15 protein-coding genes are annotated in these 19,348 nt (G+C 39.0%); all 15 read left to right on the top strand.

The window, feature by feature from the left end:
* Window positions 1-74: 74 nt before the first annotated feature.
* The 15 genes from ilvD (at window position 75) to rpiA (ending at window position 19,231) form a co-directional block, all read left to right on the top strand.
* Window positions 75-1,757: a dihydroxy-acid dehydratase gene (gene ilvD, locus F1560_RS04490; RefSeq protein ID WP_149473447.1), complete on the top strand. Its 1,683-nt coding sequence runs from the start codon at window positions 75-77 to the stop codon at window positions 1,755-1,757.
* A gap of 764 nt (window positions 1,758-2,521) precedes the next feature.
* Window positions 2,522-4,213, top strand: a complete 1,692-nt coding sequence (gene ilvB / locus F1560_RS04485; protein ID WP_245347900.1) for a biosynthetic-type acetolactate synthase large subunit — start codon at window positions 2,522-2,524, stop codon at window positions 4,211-4,213.
* The gene (gene ilvN / locus F1560_RS04480) at window positions 4,210-4,728 is read left to right on the top strand and encodes an acetolactate synthase small subunit (protein WP_149473445.1); all 519 of its coding nucleotides are present in this window, start codon (window positions 4,210-4,212) and stop codon (window positions 4,726-4,728) included. The genes ilvB and ilvN overlap by 4 nt, the downstream gene beginning before the upstream one ends.
* Before the next feature lie 128 nt (window positions 4,729-4,856).
* Window positions 4,857-5,891: a ketol-acid reductoisomerase gene (gene ilvC, locus F1560_RS04475; RefSeq protein WP_149473444.1), complete on the top strand. Its 1,035-nt coding sequence runs from the start codon at window positions 4,857-4,859 to the stop codon at window positions 5,889-5,891.
* Window positions 5,878-7,422 carry a 2-isopropylmalate synthase gene (locus tag F1560_RS04470; RefSeq protein WP_149473443.1) on the top strand — a complete coding sequence of 515 codons (1,545 nt, stop codon included), beginning with the start codon at window positions 5,878-5,880 and terminating at the stop codon, window positions 7,420-7,422. The genes ilvC and F1560_RS04470 overlap by 14 nt, the downstream gene beginning before the upstream one ends.
* A gap of 280 nt (window positions 7,423-7,702) precedes the next feature.
* Window positions 7,703-8,809, top strand: a complete 1,107-nt coding sequence (gene leuB, locus F1560_RS04465) for a 3-isopropylmalate dehydrogenase (protein WP_149473442.1) — start codon at window positions 7,703-7,705, stop codon at window positions 8,807-8,809.
* Window positions 8,810-8,827: 18 nt separating this feature from the next.
* Window positions 8,828-10,234, top strand: coding sequence for a 3-isopropylmalate dehydratase large subunit (gene leuC / locus F1560_RS04460; protein WP_149473441.1), 1,407 nt, complete (start codon window positions 8,828-8,830; stop codon window positions 10,232-10,234).
* Window positions 10,235-10,247: 13 nt separating this feature from the next.
* The gene (leuD, locus tag F1560_RS04455) at window positions 10,248-10,832 is read left to right on the top strand and encodes a 3-isopropylmalate dehydratase small subunit (protein ID WP_149473440.1); all 585 of its coding nucleotides are present in this window, start codon (window positions 10,248-10,250) and stop codon (window positions 10,830-10,832) included.
* Between the two features lie 71 nt (window positions 10,833-10,903).
* Window positions 10,904-11,872, top strand: coding sequence for a threonine ammonia-lyase (gene ilvA, locus F1560_RS04450; protein WP_149473464.1), 969 nt, complete (start codon window positions 10,904-10,906; stop codon window positions 11,870-11,872).
* 699 nt (window positions 11,873-12,571) lie between these two features.
* Window positions 12,572-13,582 carry an ABC transporter ATP-binding protein gene (locus F1560_RS04445; protein WP_149473439.1) on the top strand — a complete coding sequence of 337 codons (1,011 nt, stop codon included), beginning with the start codon at window positions 12,572-12,574 and terminating at the stop codon, window positions 13,580-13,582.
* A complete protein-coding gene (locus tag F1560_RS04440; protein ID WP_149473438.1) occupies window positions 13,569-14,501 on the top strand; it encodes an ABC transporter ATP-binding protein in 933 nt (310 codons plus the stop codon). Before F1560_RS04445 ends, F1560_RS04440 begins: the two co-directional genes overlap by 14 nt.
* A 4-nt stretch (window positions 14,502-14,505) precedes the next feature.
* Window positions 14,506-15,468 (top strand): oligopeptide ABC transporter permease, encoded by a 963-nt coding sequence (gene opp4B / locus F1560_RS04435; protein WP_149473437.1) that lies wholly within the window; start codon window positions 14,506-14,508, stop codon window positions 15,466-15,468.
* Between the two features lie 30 nt (window positions 15,469-15,498).
* Complete coding sequence (locus F1560_RS04430) at window positions 15,499-16,407, top strand: ABC transporter permease (RefSeq protein WP_149473436.1); 909 nt, start codon at window positions 15,499-15,501, stop codon at window positions 16,405-16,407.
* 123 nt (window positions 16,408-16,530) lie between these two features.
* On the top strand, window positions 16,531-18,378 hold the full coding sequence (gene opp4A / locus F1560_RS04425) for an oligopeptide ABC transporter substrate-binding protein (protein WP_149473435.1): 1,848 nt from the start codon (window positions 16,531-16,533) through the stop codon (window positions 18,376-18,378).
* A gap of 175 nt (window positions 18,379-18,553) precedes the next feature.
* Window positions 18,554-19,231, top strand: a complete 678-nt coding sequence (gene rpiA / locus F1560_RS04420) for a ribose-5-phosphate isomerase RpiA (protein ID WP_149473434.1) — start codon at window positions 18,554-18,556, stop codon at window positions 19,229-19,231.
* Window positions 19,232-19,348: the final 117 nt, after the last annotated feature.

Genomic DNA, 19,348 nt, shown 5'->3' with positions numbered 1-19,348 from the left:
TTAATTTGAAAAATTTGATTGAAGTTTAAATAGATTAGTCATATAATAGTTCGAAAGAAAGGTGGTAACCCCAAATGAGTAAAGATTTGCGTATAAAGAGTAATGCTTTTGACGGAACGATGCGAGCACCTAACCGTGCAATGTTGCGTGCTGTTGGTGTAACCGATGAGGATTTTAAAAAGCCGATGGTAGGAGTAGCAAGTACTTGGGCGGAAGTGACTCCTTGTAATATACATATTGATGAACTAGCTGTTAGTGCCAAAAATGGAGTTCGAGAAGCCGGCGGTGTTCCGTTAATTTTTAATACGATTACGGTGTCCGATGGAATTTCAATGGGAACACAAGGAATGCGATATTCGTTACCAAGTCGTGACGTGATTGCTGATTCGATTGAAACGGTTGTAGGTGCAGAGAACTTAGATGGCCTGGTTGCAATTGGTGCTTGTGATAAGAATATCCCGGGATGTATGATTGCGATCGCTAATTCGAATGTTCCTGCTGTTTTTGTTTATGGAGGTACGATTGCACCTGGATCACATCGAGGGAAAGATATTGATATTGTCTCCGTGTTTGAAGGTGTTGGTAAGCACAATAATGGTGATATTGATGATAACGAATTAAAAGCAATTGAATGTAGTGCATGCCCAGGTGCTGGTGCATGTGGAGGAATGTACACGGCAAATACAATGGCATCAGCTGTAGAAGCAATGGGGATGAGTCTGCCTGGAAGTTCTTCTAACCCCGCAGAATCGGCTGAGAAGGCAGAAGATGTAAAAGCTGCTGGACAAGCTGTTTATTCGATGTTGGAAAACGATATTTATCCGAAAGATATTATGACAAAAGAAGCATTTGAAAATGCAATTACAGTTGTGATGGCTCTTGGAGGCTCAACAAATGCTATTCTTCATTTGCTTGCAATTGCACATGCAGCAGAAGTAGATTTAACAATCGATGACTTTAATCGAATGCAGGAAAAAGTACCGCATCTTGCTGATTTGAAACCGAGTGGACGATTTGTCATGCAAGATTTACACCGTGTTGGTGGTGTACAAGCTGTAATGAAATTGCTTCTTGAAAGCGGCTATCTACATGGGGATTGTTTAACGATAACTGGAAAAACAATTGCTGAAAACCTTGCGGATGCACCTTCGCTCACAGAAGGACAAGAAGTAATTATGCCTTTTGAGAATCCAAAACGGGAAGATGGCCCACTTATTGTTCTAAAAGGGAACTTATCGCCAACAGGAGCGGTTGCCAAAGTTTCTGGGGTGAAAGTCACACGTCATACAGGACCTGCACGTGTATTCGATACAGAAAAAGAAGCTACTGCAGCTGTAATGGCGAATGAAATTAATGATGGAGATGTACTTGTTATCCGTTATGTTGGACCAAAAGGTGGTCCAGGTATGCCTGAAATGCTTTCCATATCTAGTATTCTTGTTGGTAAAGGGAAGGGAGAGTCCGTTGCCCTGTTGACGGATGGTAGATTTTCTGGTGGTACACACGGGCTAGTAGTTGGTCATATATCACCAGAAGCACAAGTAGGTGGTCCGATCGCACTCTTACAAGAAGGTGACATGGTAACAATAGATTCGAGTGAAAAAGTAATATCAGTCGATCTTTCAGACGAAGAATTGGAAAGACGTCGCAAAGACTGGGTAGCTCCACCGTTGTACAGTAAAGGGATACTTGGCAAATACGCACATAATGTTTCTTGTTCTTCCAAAGGTGCTGTCACAGATTATTTGAATAAATAACGAATTGCTCTATCGTCTGTTTAGAAAACCAGATGATAGAGCTTTTTTTAATAAAAAATTTACAATTCTGTAATGCCATGAAGATTCAATATTGTAAACGCATACAAAAAGACGGATAAAATAAAATTATCAAAAAACTTGTGGGAACCCCTTGACTCTTCACGAAAAACATTATATGATTGACCGCAATATCAAGAATTCAATTAACAAACCTATTTTTCTGAATAACGACTTATGTTTGTTACTGTGAATTTTCATAATCTTGTAATTGTTGATTTAAAACTAAATACAACAACTCGATGACGAGAAAAAAGGAACATGCCACATGTATTCACAGAGAGCTGGGGTTGCTGGAAGCCCAGAAGTACATATTGTTCTGACATCTTCTCTGAGTGCCGTTTTGAACAGAGCATAGGAACAGATATCCTATACCAAGCTTTTATTAGATTCGGTCAGGTGCTTCATTTTGTACCTGTTATCCAAGTGGGCTGTTTGTCAGCCTGCCAAGGTAGTATTCGTGAGGATGCTATGAACATGGGTGGTACCGTGAAAAGAGGACTCTTTTCTCCCCAATAATTCTGATGTTATGCAGATTATGGGGAGAGAAGGGTCTTTTTTCGCTGGAAGAAGTTTATACTATCCTTCCAGCGGAAGTGCAACTGAGGCATTCATCCAACAGCATGCTGAATGCCAAGTTTTCTAAATAATTAATATGAATAGAGGAGGTAGCAGTAGTGAAAGTTGAGGCTAGTCACGAAGTGGAAATGAAGGGAAAGTTGATAACAGGTGCTGATTTATTAATTAAAACGTTAGTTGATGCCAATGTAGACACAATATTCGGTTATCCGGGTGGAGCAGTATTACCGATTTATGATGCATTGTACCGCAATGATACCCCTTTTGAGCATGTATTATCACGTCATGAGCAGGGATCCATACATGCAGCAGAAGGTTATGCACGTGTTACTGGAAAGCCTGGAGTGGTATTAGCGACATCAGGTCCAGGTGCAACGAATTTAATAACAGGAATTACGGATGCAATGATGGATTCACTACCACTCGTTATCTTTACTGGTCAGGTAGCTAAAAACGTAATTGGAACGGATGCTTTTCAAGAAGCAGATGTAATGGGAATCACAACCCCAATAACGAAGTATAATTACCAGGTTAGCGACGTTTCTGACTTGCCAAGAATTGTTAAAGAGGCATTTCATATAGCAACTACAGGAAGGCCAGGTCCAGTCGTTATTGATATACCGAAAAATATTTCAGCGAATATTACGTTAAATGATTTTGAAGATGATTTTTATTTACCAGGTTATCAACCGACAATTAACCCGAATCCATTACAGATTGTTAAGCTCGCGGAAGCCTTAAGTCGTGCAAAGCGTCCACTGCTGCTAGCAGGTGCAGGTACATTGTTTGCAGATGCTTCAAAGGAGTTGAAGCAATTTGCTGAAAAATATAAGCTTCCTGTTACGACCACGCTTCTCGGTCTAGGAACATTCCCAGGTACGAATGAGCTTTCACTAGGGATGGCAGGGATGCACGGAACATATGCAGCGAATATGGCAATTTACGAATGCGATTTGCTAATCAATATTGGCGCGAGGTTTGATGATCGATTAACTGGAAAGATTGTAGACTTTGCTCCAAACGCAAAAGTTGCACATATCGATATCGACCCAGCAGAAATTGGAAAAAATATTAAAACAGATATTCCGGTTGTAGCTGATGCGAAGAAGGCTTTGATTGCATTATTAGACAGTAAAATTGAAATGCAAAATAACTTCGAATGGTTTGAGAAGCTGACGAAAAACAAGCAGGATTATCCACTGTGGTATGAACGTACAGATGCACCAATATCACCACAATGGCTGATTGAGCAAATATACAATATATCCAATGGTGAAGCGATTGTTACTACGGATGTAGGTCAGCATCAAATGTGGGCAGCGCAGTTCTATAAATTCGATAAGCCAAATAATTGGGTAACTTCAGGTGGACTTGGTACGATGGGCTTCGGTTTCCCAGCAGCAGTCGGTGCACAGCTTGGAAGGCCAAATGATCTAGTTGTTTCGATTGTTGGTGACGGTGGGTTCCAAATGACGCTACAGGAATTATCTGTAATCAAGCAAAGAAACCTTCCTGTAAAAGTGATTATCGTGAATAACGAGGCGTTAGGAATGGTGCGACAATGGCAGGAAAGCTTTTATGAAGAACGATATTCGGAATCATTGCTTTCTGAAAATCCGGACTTTGTGAAATTGGCAGAAAGCTATGGTGTCCGCGGTGTGAAAGTTGATCAGGAAGCAGATGTAATCCCAACATTACAAGAAATCTTCGCTTATGATGGTCCGGTGGTTGCTGACTTCCGCGTTGTACGACAAACTTGTGTCTATCCGATGATCGCACCAGGAAAAGGAATTCATGAGATGGTTGGGGTGACAAAATGAAACGAATCATAACAGCTACGGTTCAGGATCGTGGTGGGGTTCTGAACCGGATTACGGGAATGCTCAACAGACGCCAGTTTAACATTGAAAGTATTTCAGTTGGAGCATCTGAAGTAGAGGGTGTCTCTAAAATGACATTTGTTGTAGAAGTCAGCGATGATCAGAAATTAGAACAGCTGACAAAGCAATTAAACAAACAAATTGATGTATTAAAAGTATCCGACATATCAGATAAAGCAATGGTTGCAAGAGAATTAGCACTCATTAAGGTCGTCAGTACGGGACAAACAAGAGCTGAAATTCAGGGGATTATTACTCCGTTTAGAGCATCTGTCATTGATGTAAGTAAGGACAGCTTAATTATCCAAGTTACAGGACGTCCTGATAAAGTAGATGCACTTATTGCATTACTCAGACCTTATGGCATAAAGGAATTAACGAAAACAGGTGTTACAGCATTCCTAAGAGGACAGCAACCAGAGCAGGTAACAGAACTTAATTCGTTATCCATCTAAATTGAAAACAAACTATAATTGACTGATTTTTGTAAGGGTTCAGATTTAAAACAAATAATCTTGTGTGTTAAGTATTTATTTATACTTTACTAATAAAAAAACTACTAATTAATGAGAGGAAGATATTAATGGCTAAAGTACTTTATGAAAAAGACATCCAAAAAGAGGTATTACAAGGAAAGAAAATTGCAGTAGTAGGATATGGTTCTCAGGGGCATGCACATGCATTGAATCTACGTGAAAGCGGGCATGAGGTTGTCATCGGATTAAGACCAGGAAAATCTCAGGCCAAAGCAGAAGAAGATGGTTTTAACGTATATCCTGTGGCAGAGGCTGTTGAGCAAGCGGACGTTGTTATGATCCTTCTTCCAGATGAAATGCAACAGAAAGTTTATGAAGAAAGCATTAAATCGAATCTAAAGGCTGGCAATGCACTTGTATTTGCTCATGGGTTCAATATTCATTTTTCACAAATTGTACCTCCAGCAGATGTAGATGTATTTCTAGTAGCTCCTAAAGGACCTGGTCACCTTGTAAGAAGAACGTATGAAGAAGGTGCAGGAGTACCTGCTCTATACGGTGTTTATCAAGATGTGACAGGTAATGCAAAAGAGCTTGCATTAGCATATGCACAAGGAATTGGTGCAGCAAGAGCAGGAGTTTTGGAAACGTCTTTCCAAGAAGAAACAGAAACAGATTTGTTCGGTGAGCAAGCAGTACTATGTGGTGGGGTTACAAGCTTAATCAAATCTGGTTTCGAAACATTAGTAGAAGCTGGATATCAGCCAGAAGTTGCTTACTTCGAATGTATGCATGAAATGAAACTAATCGTTGATCTTCTATATGAAGGTGGACTAGAAAACATGCGTTATTCCATCTCAGACACAGCACAATGGGGTGACTTCGTATCTGGACCACGTGTTGTAAACGAAGATACAAAAGCGCGTATGAAAGATGTTCTAACAGATATTCAAGATGGTAAATTTGCTAAAGGATGGATCCTTGAGAACCAAGCAGGTCGTCCACAATTCAATGCAATTAATAACCAAGAAAACAAACATCAAATCGAGACTGTTGGAAGGGAGCTCCGTGACTTAATGCCTTTTGTTAAACAATCCGTTAAATCAAAACAGAAGGATGTGAAGGTTCATGTCACAAATTAAGATTTTTGATACAACGCTAAGAGACGGCGAACAATCACCAGGGGTTAACTTGAATAAGCAAGAAAAGCTAGAAATTGCCAGACAGCTTGAACGCTTTGGAGTTGATCGGATGGAAGCAGGATTTCCTGCTTCCTCCAAAGGTGATTTTGAGGCAGTAAAAGCGATCGCCGATACGATTAAGAATACATCCGTTATTGCACTTGCAAGAGCGGTTAAATCCGATATCGATATTGCTTGGGATGCGTTAAAAGGAGCGGAGAAGCCCGCAATCCACGTATTCTTAGCAACATCACCAATCCACATGACCTATAAGCTGAAGAAGACTCCAGAGGAAGTAATGGAGACAGCTGCCAGTATGGTCACCTATGCAAAGCAAAGATTTTCTGAGGTCGAATGGTCAGCTGAAGATGCAACACGTTCAGACTGGAACTTCCTTGCTCAAATTATTGAAAAAGTTATTGATGCTGGTGCAACAGTCATCAATTTACCAGATACGGTTGGATATACAACGCCTAAAGAATATGGCGAGCTATTCCGATTTATCCGTGAAACCGTCCCGAACATTGATCAAGTTTCATTATCTTGTCATTGTCATAACGACCTTGGATTAGCAGTAGCAAACTCCATAGCAGCTGTTGAAAATGGTGCTACTCAAGTAGAGGGAACGATTAATGGAATTGGCGAACGTGCTGGAAATGTTTCTTTAGAAGAGCTTGCAGTTGCGTTAAAAATTCGTTCAGACTTTTATCCGTATGAAACGGGCTTGAAGCTAAATGAAATTAAGCGTACAAGTGACCTTGTTTCCAAGCTTACTGGTATGTATGTGCAAGCAAATAAAGCAATTGTAGGGAGAAATGCATTTGCACATGAATCTGGAATTCATCAAGATGGTGTTCTGAAAAATGCGGAAACCTATGAAATTATTACACCAGAAATGGTTGGCGTTAGCTCGAACAATCTATTTTTAGGAAAACACTCTGGTCGCCATGCGTTTAAGGATCGAGTAAAAGAATTTGGAATTGATTTTACAGAGGATGAATTAAAGCAAGCCTTTGATCAATTCAAAAAGCTAACCGATCATAAAAAAGAAGTTACTGATGATGATTTATACACGATTGCGATGGAAGTCAAGACGGATTCTTCTGCAGTTAGCAAGTACCAGTTGGAGAACTTCCAAGTTCAATATGGAACAGAGAATGTCCCAACAGCGACTGTCGTTTTAAAAACACCATCTGGAGATGTTGTCGAGAATTCTTGCTCTGCGCCAGGTAGTGTTGAAGCGTTGTATCAAACCATTGATAGTTTAGTTGCAGAAGATGTAAAACTAGTTGACTACCAGTTGAACTCAGTTGGTGGAGGGAAGGATGCTTTAGCAGAATCCCATGTTCAACTAATTGTAAATGGCGAAACCGTAAATGGCAGAGGTTCAGCCCAAGATGTACTGCAAGCATCAGCATCAGCATTTTTGAATGCAGTAAATCGCTATATTATCAAAGTGAAAACAATAGAAAAGAAAGAACTTGTGAAATAACCAAAAGCGCAAGCGCCCGGTTAGCGACGTACGGACTGCGCCCCGAACTTTGGGGTGGTTCGACGGGTCGAACATTCCTACGTAGGAGATAAAGGAAACACGGCGACCGTAGGGAGTCGATGTTGACTTATCGTACGAAGGCGAGGGAAGTCTCGCTAGTCGCTGGGCGCTGGAGCTGGACGTAATAACCAAAAGCGGAAGCGCCCGTTTCTACTGCGGTAATTTAAAGCGGGCGCGAGCTTTCTCAAAAAATAATACTTTAAAAAGGAGGCCCTCGAGTATGGATAAGCAAATCATTTTACTTCCTGGTGATGGTATTGGAAAAGAAATTATGGATTCTGCTAAAGCTGTGTTACAGGCAATTGCAGCTGAATATAATCATCACTTTACTTTCAATGAGCATGCAATTGGCGGAAGTGCTATTGATACGTACAATACGCCGTTACCAGAAGATACAATACAAGCTTGCAACAATGCAGATGCGGTTTTGCTTGGTGCAGTCGGAGGTCCAAAGTGGGATTCGAATCCGGCTCACCTACGACCAGAGAAGGGCTTGTTAGGTATTCGTAAAACACTCGGATTATTCGCGAATATTCGTCCGGTAAAAGGATTTGCACCTCTGTTACATGCTTCTCCACTAAAAGAAGAAATCATAAAAGACAGTGATATTTTGATTGTCCGTGAATTAACTGGTGGTTTATACTTTGGCGAACCTAGCGAACGAAGAGAAAATGGGAATGCTGTCGTTGATACACTTTACTATAAGCGGACAGAGATGGAACGAATTATAGATAAAGGCTTCCAAAGTGCGAGTATTAGGAAAAAGCATTTAACTTCGGTGGATAAAGCGAATGTGTTAGAGTCGAGCCGTATGTGGAGAGAAATTGTTGAGGAAAAAAAGCAGGATTATCCAGATGTTACAGTAGAGCACTTATTAGTAGATGCAGCTGCGATGAAATTGATTACACAGCCAAATCAATTTGATGTGATTGTAACTGAAAATCTATTTGGAGATATTTTAAGTGATGAAGCATCTGTATTAACTGGATCACTAGGAATGCTGCCATCTGCTAGTCTTAGGACTGACGGTGTTGGAATGTATGAGCCAGTTCACGGATCTGCTCCTGATATTGCAGGAAAAGGGATTGCTAATCCACTTGGAATGATTTTATCTGCAGCATTGATGCTTCGTTTCTCTTTTGGATTGGAAGAGGAAGCTTCTGAGATTGAAAGAGCAGTAAATGAGTGTCTTGAACAAGGTTATCACACGGCAGATTTGCATATTAAAAATGGAAAACAGGTAGGAACTAAAAAAATAACAGAAATCGTATTAGAGAATTTAACTACTAAAAGTATTTCAGATTCAATTTGCAATATGTACGTTTAAAGAGTGAGGTGTTAGAAAATGGGAAAACCGGAAACAGTCGTTGATAAAATATGGAAGAAGCATGTGGTACACCAAGAAGAGGGAAAACCAGACCTTCTCTATATTGACCAGCACCTTGTTCATGAAGTAACATCGCCACAGGCTTTTGAAGGACTGCGTTTGACCAATCGCAAGGTTCGTCGCCCTGATTTGACATTTGCTACGATGGATCACAATGTGCCAACTAAAAATCGACACGTTGTCAAAGATGAGATTTCTAAAAAGCAAATGGAAACATTAAAGCAGAATTGTGCCGATTTTGGAATCAAGCTTGCAGATATGTTTCATCCGGATCAAGGGATTGTTCATGTAATTGGACCACAGCTAGGGTTGACGCAACCAGGAAAGACGATCGTATGTGGAGATAGTCATACTTCCACACATGGTGCATTTGGTGCATTAGCTTTCGGAATTGGTACGAGTGAGGTTGAGCATGTACTTGCAACACAGACGATTTGGCAAGAGCGTCCAAAATCATTAAATGTTAAAGTTATTGGTGATCTCGGTCCAGGTGTAACTGCAAAGGATTTAATTCTAGCGATTATTGCAAAATTCGGTGTTCGTTTTGGTACAGGGTATGTCATGGAATATACAGGTGACGCAATTCGTAACTTGTCCATGGAAGGTCGGATGACCATTTGTAATATGTCCATTGAAGCAGGGGCAAGGGCAGGATTGATCAGCCCGGACCAGAAGACGATTGATTATTTAGAGGGAAGAGAATATGTTCCTAAAGGGGACGCATTCGAAAAAGCAGCAGAAGAATGGCTTGCATTAGCAACAGACGAAGGTGCTACGTATGATCACACCGTAACCATTCATGCGGATGAAATTGAACCGCAAGTTACGTGGGGGACAAATCCTGGGATGTGTGTACCTGTTGGTGGGAATACACCAATTGTTGCCGATTCGGACCATAAAGAAGATGTGAAACGAGCTCTTGAATATATGGGGCTAGAAGAAAATCAACCAATTACTTCTATTGAAATTGATCACGTATTTATCGGATCATGCACAAACTCAAGATTAGGTGACTTAGAAAAAGCAGCAGCCATTGTTAAAGGTAGAAAAGTGAAGGATCATATTAAAGCAATCGTCGTTCCTGGTTCCTTTAGTGTAAAATTACAAGCTGAAGAAGCTGGCTTGGATAAAGTTTTTACGGAAGCAGGATTTGAATGGCGAGAATCAGGGTGTAGTATGTGTCTTGGAATGAATGATGATATTGTTCCAGCTGGAGGACGTTGTGCTTCCACTTCGAATCGTAACTTTGAAGGTAGACAAGGAAATGGGGCACGTACGCATCTTGTTAGTCCAGAAATGGCAGCAGCCGCAGCAATTGAAGGACGATTTGTAGATGTACGTAACTTTGCAGGAGTACTTAGCTAGGAGATGAGGTACAATGGAAGCAATTCAAGAGCATAAAGGATTGGTATATCCGTTAGACCGTTCAAATGTGGATACCGACCAAATTATACCGAAGCAGTTTTTGAAACGCATTGAGCGTACAGGATTTGGGGAGTTTTTATTTTATAACTGGCGATTTGATGATGACGGAAATCCACGAGAAGATTTTACATTAAATCAGCAAGCATACAAAAATTCATCGATTTTACTAGCTGGTGAGAATTTTGGCTGTGGATCTTCAAGAGAACACGCGCCATGGGCGTTGACAGACTTTGGCTTTAAGGTTATTCTTGCACCAAGTTTTGCTGATATCTTCTACAATAATGCATTGAAAAATGGAATTATTCCAATTAAAATGGAAGAAGAGCAACTTAATGAGTGGATGCAAGAAGCAACAGATTCTCAATTTGTATTACATGTTGATTTGCTAAACCAACAGATTTCAGATGAAAAAGGGAATGTCATAACCTTTGATATTCCAGAATATCATAAGGAAAAGCTATTGAATGGCTGGGATGATATTGCATTAACCTTGCTGCAAGAGGATAAAATTTTAGCATATGAAGCTAGCAGAAATTAAATGAATTCGAGTTCGAAAAAGGAGTGAATGGTCTTGGGGATTTCTTAAACGGTGATAAGGTCTACCATGCAATGAAGCGGCTGACCCCCATTGTTCATCGTACACCGTTACTAACATCACATACGACAGATAATCTAGTAGGAAGACACGTCTATTGCAAAATGGAAAATCAACAAAAAACAGGAGCCTTTAAATTTCGTGGAGCGAGTTTTAAGCTAATGCAGCTGTCCAAAGAGCAGCTTGCTAAAGGTGTAATCACTGCCTCAGCTGGCAATCACGCACAAGGTGTGGCACATGCTGCAGCGAAGCTTGGTGTCAAGGCAACAATTTTTATGGCAGAAGGCACTCCACTTGCAAAAGTAAATGCAACACGAAATTATGGTGCTGAAGTAGTATTGATTGGTGAGAGTTTTCAAGAAGCATTTCAAGCATCAATCGAACATCAATCGGTATCTGGCGCTGTTTATATCCATCCATTTGATGACTACGATATTATGGCAGGACAGGGAACCATTGCAATGGAAATGCTTCGCCAGGAGGACAGGATGGACACCATTCTTGTTCCGATTGGGGGAGGAGGACTGATTAGCGGTATTGCAGTTGCTGCGAAGCATGTGAATCGTAATATAAGAATCATCGGGGTTCAAGCTGAAGGGGCAGCGGCAATCTTTGAAAGCTATCATTCTAACTCGGTGAAGAAATTGAGTAAGGTTTCCACGATTGCAGAAGGAATTGCTGTCAAAGAGCCAGGGAACTTAACCTTGCCAATTATCAAGGAGTATGTAGACGATATTGTCACAGTGACAGATGAGCAAATTGCTTCAGCCATTGTGTATATGCTCGAGCGAAATAAAACACTAATGGAAGGAGCGGGAGCAGCTGCTTTGGCAGCCTTATTCGCCCATAATGATAAAATTAAATCAAGGCACTGCGGCGTGATTGTAAGCGGAGGAAATCTGGATATTGGTGCAATGTCCAACATACAGCAGCTTGCCGAACAAAAAACCCCAAAAAAAGAAAAAGCCTATATGGTACTTTAAGAAAAGAGCTTCTTGGACAGTATTTCCTAAGAAGCTCTTTTCTAATTCCAGGAAAAATAGTAAGCGTATTCATTTGTTGATTTGTAGAAGTTTGTCAGAATTGAGCTAAGAATAATGGAATTAGTAGATTTATTTTCTCGACAAATTTAGCTATTAGGACTTAAAGTTTTCATATAATATGAAAAATAATAATAAGAAAAATAATTTCTTTCATATCCGTCAAAGCCTTACTATTCCTCGCTTTTCTTGTTATTCCAATTTAAATAACGACAATTACCGGAATTTTGTACTGTTAAATTTTATCAAAAGATATTGCTTTTATAAAAATATTCACTTATAATCTTCTAATATATTAAGAATTATTTACGATTTGATTTCGGATAATACAAAATGTTTAAAAAACAAATAGTAGTTCCGAATAAATCGATAAGAAAATCGAGATTTTTATTCAAGGTGATATCCTGATAATGTTCATTATTAGAAAATCACAAATAGGTAATAGGCTGAAAATAATTACAAAATAGCTGTTAATCAATAGTGTTCGTTAAGTAGGAAGTCTACTTAATTTATTTTTGGGTAATTATCAGAACCTTCTGTTTTGAAAGTAAATATAGTAATTTTTTTCTATTGTATCATGTAGCTCTTTCATATAAATCATACTTCATAGTAGAGGTAAATTAGTGTATTAGGGGGATTAATTTGAGTAATAAATTATTGGAAATTAAAAACCTAACAACCTCATTCCGCATCGGTGATGATTATTATGCTGCAGTGGATGATGTGACATTAACGTTAAATAAAAACGAAGTATTAGGTATTGTTGGAGAATCAGGTTCAGGAAAGAGTGCGCTTGCATTTTCTATTATGAGACTCCACAATCGTGCGAAAATAGAAGGAAGTGTTCTACTCAATAATCAGGATATTGTAAATATGCCAACCACTAATTTAAATAAATTACGTGGTGATGATATGGCAATGATTTTCCAAGATCCGTTGACAGCATTAAATCCATTAATGGAAATTGGAGAACAGATTGGTGAAACATTGCTTTTACATAATCCCAGAATGACACAGAAACAACGTAAGTTAAGAGTAATAGAATTATTAAATTTAGTAGGGATACCACGCCCAGAATATGTATTTGAGCAATTCCCGCATGAATTATCTGGAGGAATGCGCCAACGGGTTGTTATTGCAATCGCAATTGCAAATGATCCGGAATTATTAATTGCCGACGAGCCAACTACGGCACTTGATGTAACGATTCAAGCGCAAATTCTAGATCTGATTCGTAAGCTGAAAAACGAAATGAATGCAGGAATTATTTTAATTACACATGATCTTGGCGTAGTTGCTGAGATGGCTGATCGGGTAGCTGTTATGTATGCTGGCCAAATTGTTGAGATTGCTGAAGTACACACATTGTTTGAAAATCCATTACATCCTTATACGAAATCATTACTCAATTCAGTACCAACAGAAGGACAAGACAAGCTTCATGTGATTCAAGGAATTGTCCCATCGTTAAAAAACTTACCGCGTAAAGGGTGTCGTTTTGCCGCGAGGATACCTTGGATTGACGCCTCTGCCCATGAAGAAAACCCTGTGCTACATGAGGTTGAACTAGGACATTTTGTAAGATGTACGTGTCACGCACATTTTTACTTCTCTGATGAAAGTAAGGAGGATGAGAAAAATGGCATTTCTTGAGGTTAAGGATTTACAAGTATATTTTCCGATTAAAGGTGGATTTTTCAATCGTACAGTTGGCCATATTAAAGCGGTTGATGGTGTTTCATTTTCTTTAGAACAAGGTAAGACATATGGTTTAGTTGGAGAATCTGGTTCAGGGAAGTCTACGACTGGAAGAGCAATTATTGGATTAGAGAATGTAACTTCAGGTCAAGTATTATTTGAAGGCAAAGATATTACATCGATGAAAAGTAAAACAAAAGATTTGCGAAAAGATATTCAAATGATTTTCCAAGATCCGTATTCGTCCTTGAATCCTAAAAAGCGTGTTCTCGATATTATTGCAGAGCCATTGCGAAATTTCGAAAATCATTCTAAACAGGAAGAGAAAAAGCAAGTGCAAGACTTATTGGAGCTTGTCGGATTAAGTCCAGAAAGTATATTTAAATATCCACATCAATTCTCTGGTGGACAAAGACAACGGATTGGTGTTGCAAGGGCATTAGCTTTAAAACCGAAATTAATTATCGCAGATGAGCCTGTGTCAGCACTGGACGTTTCTGTTCAAGCTCAGGTACTCAATTTTATGCGAGAAATTCAAGACCAGCTCAACTTGACATACTTACTAATTAGTCATGATTTAGGAATCATTAAACATATGTGTGATCATATTGGCATTATGTATAAAGGAAGGTATGTCGAAGAGGGAACAAAAGATGAGATTTTTACAAATCCCCATCATATTTATTCGAAACGTCTCGTTGCTGCAATTCCAGATATTAATCCGCGAATGCGTGAAAAGCAATATCGATATCGCCAAGAGGTACAAGAAGAATATAACCAATCCTATAATGATTATTTTGATCAGGAAGGGCTAGCATACAGCTTGCAATCGATATCTGACACCCATAAAGTTGCTTTGCCAAAGAGAGGTTGATTCTATGTGGAAGTTTATTGTTAGACGACTTTTTGTAACGTTTCCTCAAATTGTTTTATTAAGTATCATCATTTTTATATTGGCACAGATGATGCCTGGAGACGCTCTTACTGGCTTAATAGATCCAAACATCGATCCGGCAGCAATAGAACAACAACGTGAACGACTTGGTCTCAATAATCCATGGTATGTTCAATATGCTGATTGGGTAAAAGGGGCTGTACAAGGGGATCTTGGGCAGTCATTTCGATATAAAATGCCTGTAACAGAGTTGATTGAACAACGAATGATTAACACATTCTGGTTATCTCTTCTTACACTAATTTTTACATATGTAATGGCCATTCCATTAGGTATTATAAGTGGACGCTGGAACGATACCTGGTTAGACCGTGCAATTACAGGTTATACCTATATTGGATTTGCAGCTCCGCTCTTTATTACAGCATTATTAATGGTTTGGATTTTCGGTTTTCATTTTGGGTGGTTCCCAACAGGTGGAAGCGTTGCACCGGGATTAACACCGGGTACATTTGAGTACTTTATGAGTAAATTACAACATTTATTACTACCTGCATTTTCAATGGCAGTGATTACAACAGTTTCAACAGTGCAATATTTACGAAGTGAGATAATTGATACGAAACAGAAAGACTTTATTATTACAGCGAGGGCAAAGGGTGCACCTGAATCAAGGGTTTACAATCGACATATTTTCAGGAATTCATTATTGCCGATTGCCGCATTTTTTGGGTATGAAATTTCAGGTTTAATCGGAGGATCAGTATTCATTGAGACTATATTCGCTTTTCCAGGGATGGGAAAATTATTCCTTGATTCGGTACTTTTACGAGATTTTAGCGTCGTAAGTTCAGTTGTATTAATATTTGGTATTGCTGCCATATTAGGTGCCTTACTTTCTGACATTATTTTAAGTATCGTTGACCCAAGAATACGTATCAAGTAGAATTCCGATAGACACTGAGGTGATTTAAAAATGGAAACGAATAAGGTTAATGCCGATGTTCAAGCGTCTGATCAAGTTAGAAGTCCCTCTGGAGTTTCAATATTATGGAGGGAAATTGTTCGAGATAAAGTTGCGTTAGTATCATTAATCCTTTTGGTACTTACTTGTCTGTTTGTCTATGGTATTTCATTTTTTTTAAAACAGTCAGAGATCGTAACAGTTGATCTATTTGCAATACACCAAGCTCCAAATGAACAGTTTCTATTAGGTACGGATTATGGTGGACGCGATGTATTTGGACAACTAATTATTGGAACGAGAAACTCCTTATCTATTGGGATATTAGTTACCATTATATCAGGAACAGTTGGGATTTTGCTTGGCTTGATCTCGGGGTATTTTGGTGGTCACATTGATAATGCCGCAATGCGGTTAGTTGACTTTTTTATGGTTCTGCCCACATTAATGATTGTTATTGTTTTCGTTACAATCGTATCTGATTATAGTATTTGGTCTTTTTCTCTCATCATGTCTTCCTTTTTATGGATGGGGATTGCAAGACTCATTCGTTCGAAAGCTTTGCAGGAAAGGGAACTGGATTATGTTCAAGCTTCGAAGACGTTGGGGTCGTCAAATTTTAAAATTATGTTTACACAAGTACTGCCAAATTTAAGTTCAATTATTATCGTTACAATGACATTGAATTTAGCAGCCAATATTGGAATTGAGTCTGGTCTTTCTTTCCTTGGATTTGGCTTCCCAGAAAGTACACCAAGTCTTGGAACACTTATTAGTTATGCTAGAAATCCACAAACACTCGAGTTTAGATGGTGGATTTGGCTACCGGCAGCAATACTTATTTTGATATTAATGCTTGCTATAAATAATGTTGGTCAGGCATTAAAACGTGCAACCGATGCAAGGCAGCGAAGAGGTTAAATTTGTGGAAATTATGCCTTAATACCTACGTGAATACGTTTACACGTATTCATGTTAAGTATAAAATTTCAGTCTTAATAGAGGCTGAAAAAGAAAGAAAACAAAAAAGGGGAGGTTAGAGTTATGAGTGATTCAAAACTTATGAAGACGTTATTAGCACTAATGTTGGTTTTATTAGTTGCGTTAGCTGCTTGTAGCGGGGACTCTGATGATGATCAAAGCGAAGGAACTGATAGTGGTTCTGATTCAGAGGATTCAACAGAGACTGAAGATGGAGGAGACAATGAACTTTATTCAGTTGAAGACTTCAGCCAAATTAAGTCAAATGAAGGAGAAGCAATTGAAGGCGGCACACTCACATTTGGTTTAGTTTCCGATACTGCTTTTGAAGGAACACTAAACTGGAATTTCTACTCAGGTAACCCGGATTCACAAATCTTAAACTGGTTTGATGAAGCCTTGTTAACTTGGGATGAGAACTATGTGTATACAAATGATGGTGCTGCTACGTATGAAATCGATGAAAGTGGAAATGTCTTTACTTTCACGATTGGTGATAATGTAAACTGGCATGATGGGGAGCCTGTAACTGCTGAAGATTGGTTGTTCGCACATGAAGTGATCGGACATCCAGATTATGATGGTCCGCGTTATGGTTCTGATTTTACCAATATTGAAGGAATGGCAGAGTACCATAGTGGAGAGGCAGAGACGATTTCAGGTATCCAAGTTATTGATGAGAAAACGTTAGAGATTACTTATATCCAAGCAACTCCGTCACTTATAACTGGTAGTATATGGACGTATCCTTTAGCAAAGCATATTTTTGGTGATATGGAAGTAGCAGAAATGTCTGCTTCACCTGAAGTACGTGAAAATCCAATTGGATTTGGTCCATTTAAAGTAGAAAGCATCGTACCTGGTGAGTCTGTAACCATGGTCAAGAATGAAGACTATTGGAGAGGCGAACCAAATTTAGATGGTGTTACTGTAAAAGTAATTAATCCAAATGTAATTGTTCAAGAGCTTGAATCCGGTGGTGTCGACACAGTAAGCGAATTTCCGGTGGACCAATTCCCGGATAATGCAGATATGTCAAATGTGGAATATTTAGGGATGATTGATCGTTCATATTCTTATATTGGATTTAAATTGGGTACTTGGGACAAAGAGAATGGTGAAGTTGTGACAGATCCTGATGCAAAAATGGCTGATGTAAATTTACGGAAAGCAATGTGGCATGCAGTAGATAACACTACTGTTGGTGAACGTTTCTATAATGGTTTGCGTTGGAACGCAACAACATTAATTCCACCATCGCATCCAGAATTTCATGATGAAACAAATCCTGGAGTTCCATATGATCCAGAAGCTGCAAAACAAATTTTAGATGAAGCTGGTTATGTAGACGTAGATGGGGATAACTTCCGTGAAACTCCTGATGGTGAAGAGCTTGTCATTAATTTTGCATCAATGTCAGGTTCCGAGGTTGCAGAACCATTAGCTCAATACTATATTCAAGCTTGGGAGCAAGTTGGGCTTAATGTACAGCTTATAGATGGACGTTTACAAGAATTTAATTCATTTTATGATCGCGTAGGTCAAAATGGTGATGACGATCCAGCGGTCGATATTTATTCAGCAGCTTGGGGAGTCGGAATCGATGTAGATCCTAGAGGATTGTATGGTCGAGATGCAATTTTCAACTTCTCACGTTATTCCAGTGATGAAAACGATGAATTATTAGCAGCTGGTGTTTCTGAAGATGCTTTTGACCTAGAGAATCGTCAAAAAGTATACAATGAGTGGCAGCAATTCATGATTGATGAAGTTCCAGTATTTCCAACACTTTATCGTTCAGAATTAGTGCCTGTAAATAATCGAGTGCATAATTACTATATCGGTGATGGCACAAATATGTACCGTTATGATATAGCAGTTACGCAAGAAGATACAATTGTAGCTGAATAAATAGTAGATGGAAAGAAGACTCGTTTTGCGAGTCTTCTTTTTGTATGGTTTAGTATCTAATATAAATTTTTCAAATAGTGAAGGGAATAATTTTATAAGTATTCTCCTAATTTTGCTAGGCAAGTCGAATAAGCTATAATGATTAATAGATAAATAATCAAGGAGGGGTTATGTAATGCTAACTGAACAGGAGCAAATGAAAAAAGCGGTTGGGGAAAAAGCTGCGACTTTTGTGAAAGATGGTATGAAGGTAGGTCTTGGTTCGGGATCAACCGTATATTGGTTGGTACGGAAGCTAGGGGAGCTTGTGGAGTCTGGTGTAAATATCGAGGGAATTCCATCCTCCAAACAAACGGAGAAATGGGCGCATGAATTTGGTGTGCCACTTACAGATTTCTCCAAGGTGAAGGAATTGGATATGACCATTGATGGAGCAGATGAAGTAGACGAAAATCACCAACTCATCAAAGGTGGCGGTGCTGCATTATTTCGAGAAAAAATTATTGCACAAGCTGCTAAGGAACTAATTATTATTGTTGATGAATCAAAAATGGTCACACATTTGGGAGAGTATCCTTTGCCAATTGAAGTACTTCCATTTGCATGGGAACGCACAGCAAATGAAATTTCGAAACTTGGCTGTGTGCCGAAGCTACGCACGGTTGATGGAGAAATATTAGTTACGGACAATGGAAATTACATACTGGATTGCCCATTTAAAAAGATACTAGATCCAGACCAGTTAAATAAAGAATTGAAGCAAATTGTTGGCGTAATAGAAACTGGTTTATTTATCGATATGACGACTAAGGTTATTATAGGAGATAAGGAAACGGTTACGGTTATTGATTAAAATAGTTTATGGATAAAAACACCCAAGGAGTAAAATAGAGTGACCCAATAATATGAGACAGGAAAAAACACCTCGAGAGTCGTATAAATTATTTATCGACATTTGGAGGTGTTTTTG

The sequence above is a fragment of the Oceanobacillus polygoni genome (assembly GCF_008304605.1).
GTDB lineage: Bacteria > Bacillota > Bacilli > Bacillales > Amphibacillaceae > Oceanobacillus > Oceanobacillus polygoni.
This window is presented reverse-complemented; position numbering and strand designations above follow the sequence as displayed.

Bases quoted from the DNA above. Each gene is read 5' to 3' on its own strand.
- rpiA (WP_149473434.1), top strand. From the start codon at position 18,554: ATGCTAACTGAACAGGAGCAAATGAAAAAAGCGGTTGGGGAAAAAGCT.
- leuB (WP_149473442.1), top strand. From the start codon at position 7,703: ATGGATAAGCAAATCATTTTACTTCCTGGTGATGGTATTGGAAAAGAA.
- opp4B (WP_149473437.1), top strand. From the start codon at position 14,506: ATGTGGAAGTTTATTGTTAGACGACTTTTTGTAACGTTTCCTCAAATT.
- F1560_RS04440 (WP_149473438.1), top strand. From the start codon at position 13,569: ATGGCATTTCTTGAGGTTAAGGATTTACAAGTATATTTTCCGATTAAA.
- F1560_RS04430 (WP_149473436.1), top strand. From the start codon at position 15,499: ATGGAAACGAATAAGGTTAATGCCGATGTTCAAGCGTCTGATCAAGTT.
- ilvC (WP_149473444.1), top strand. From the start codon at position 4,857: ATGGCTAAAGTACTTTATGAAAAAGACATCCAAAAAGAGGTATTACAA.
- F1560_RS04470 (WP_149473443.1), top strand. From the start codon at position 5,878: ATGTCACAAATTAAGATTTTTGATACAACGCTAAGAGACGGCGAACAA.
- ilvN (WP_149473445.1), top strand. From the start codon at position 4,210: ATGAAACGAATCATAACAGCTACGGTTCAGGATCGTGGTGGGGTTCTG.
- opp4A (WP_149473435.1), top strand. From the start codon at position 16,531: ATGAGTGATTCAAAACTTATGAAGACGTTATTAGCACTAATGTTGGTT.
- ilvD (WP_149473447.1), top strand. From the start codon at position 75: ATGAGTAAAGATTTGCGTATAAAGAGTAATGCTTTTGACGGAACGATG.
- leuC (WP_149473441.1), top strand. From the start codon at position 8,828: ATGGGAAAACCGGAAACAGTCGTTGATAAAATATGGAAGAAGCATGTG.
- ilvA (WP_149473464.1), top strand. From the start codon at position 10,904: ATGAAGCGGCTGACCCCCATTGTTCATCGTACACCGTTACTAACATCA.
- leuD (WP_149473440.1), top strand. From the start codon at position 10,248: ATGGAAGCAATTCAAGAGCATAAAGGATTGGTATATCCGTTAGACCGT.
- ilvB (WP_245347900.1), top strand. From the start codon at position 2,522: ATGAAGGGAAAGTTGATAACAGGTGCTGATTTATTAATTAAAACGTTA.